Here is a 371-nt window from a genome sequence, read left to right as displayed (position 1 = left end):
GTTCGACATCATCTACGCCATGACCCAGGGCGGCCCCGGCGACACGCTGACGGTCTTCCAGGTCGAAGCCTATCTCAACTTTTTCCAGTCGACCAATGTCGGCCGCTCGGCCGCGCTGATGATCATCCTGTGGGCGATCACCTATTTCCTTTCGAACATCTTCATCAAGAACTGGCTCCGGCTGCGCGAACGCGCGCGCGGCCAGGCATAGGAGGGCCGGCATGGAACACACGTCGCTTCTGGAACGGGTGCTGCGCGGTATCGCGCTCACGCTGGTCGTGGTCTTCTTCATGTTTCCGATCGTCTGGATCTTCATGATGTCGTTCCAGACCAACGAGATGATCCTGCGTATCCCGCCGCAACTGGTCTTC

At 59.3% G+C, this 371-nt stretch carries 2 pseudogenes; both read left to right on the top strand.

Annotation, left to right across the window (positions count from 1 at the left end):
* Window positions 1-211, top strand: a pseudogene (locus tag EN853_RS33260) (sugar ABC transporter permease); the annotation flags it as partial.
* Between the two features lie 10 nt (window positions 212-221).
* Window positions 222-371 (top strand): annotated as a pseudogene (locus EN853_RS33255) (carbohydrate ABC transporter permease); the annotation flags it as partial.

Source organism: Mesorhizobium sp. M1C.F.Ca.ET.210.01.1.1 (assembly GCF_004791585.1).
In the GTDB taxonomy this organism is placed as follows: domain Bacteria; phylum Pseudomonadota; class Alphaproteobacteria; order Rhizobiales; family Rhizobiaceae; genus Mesorhizobium.
This window is presented reverse-complemented; position numbering and strand designations above follow the sequence as displayed.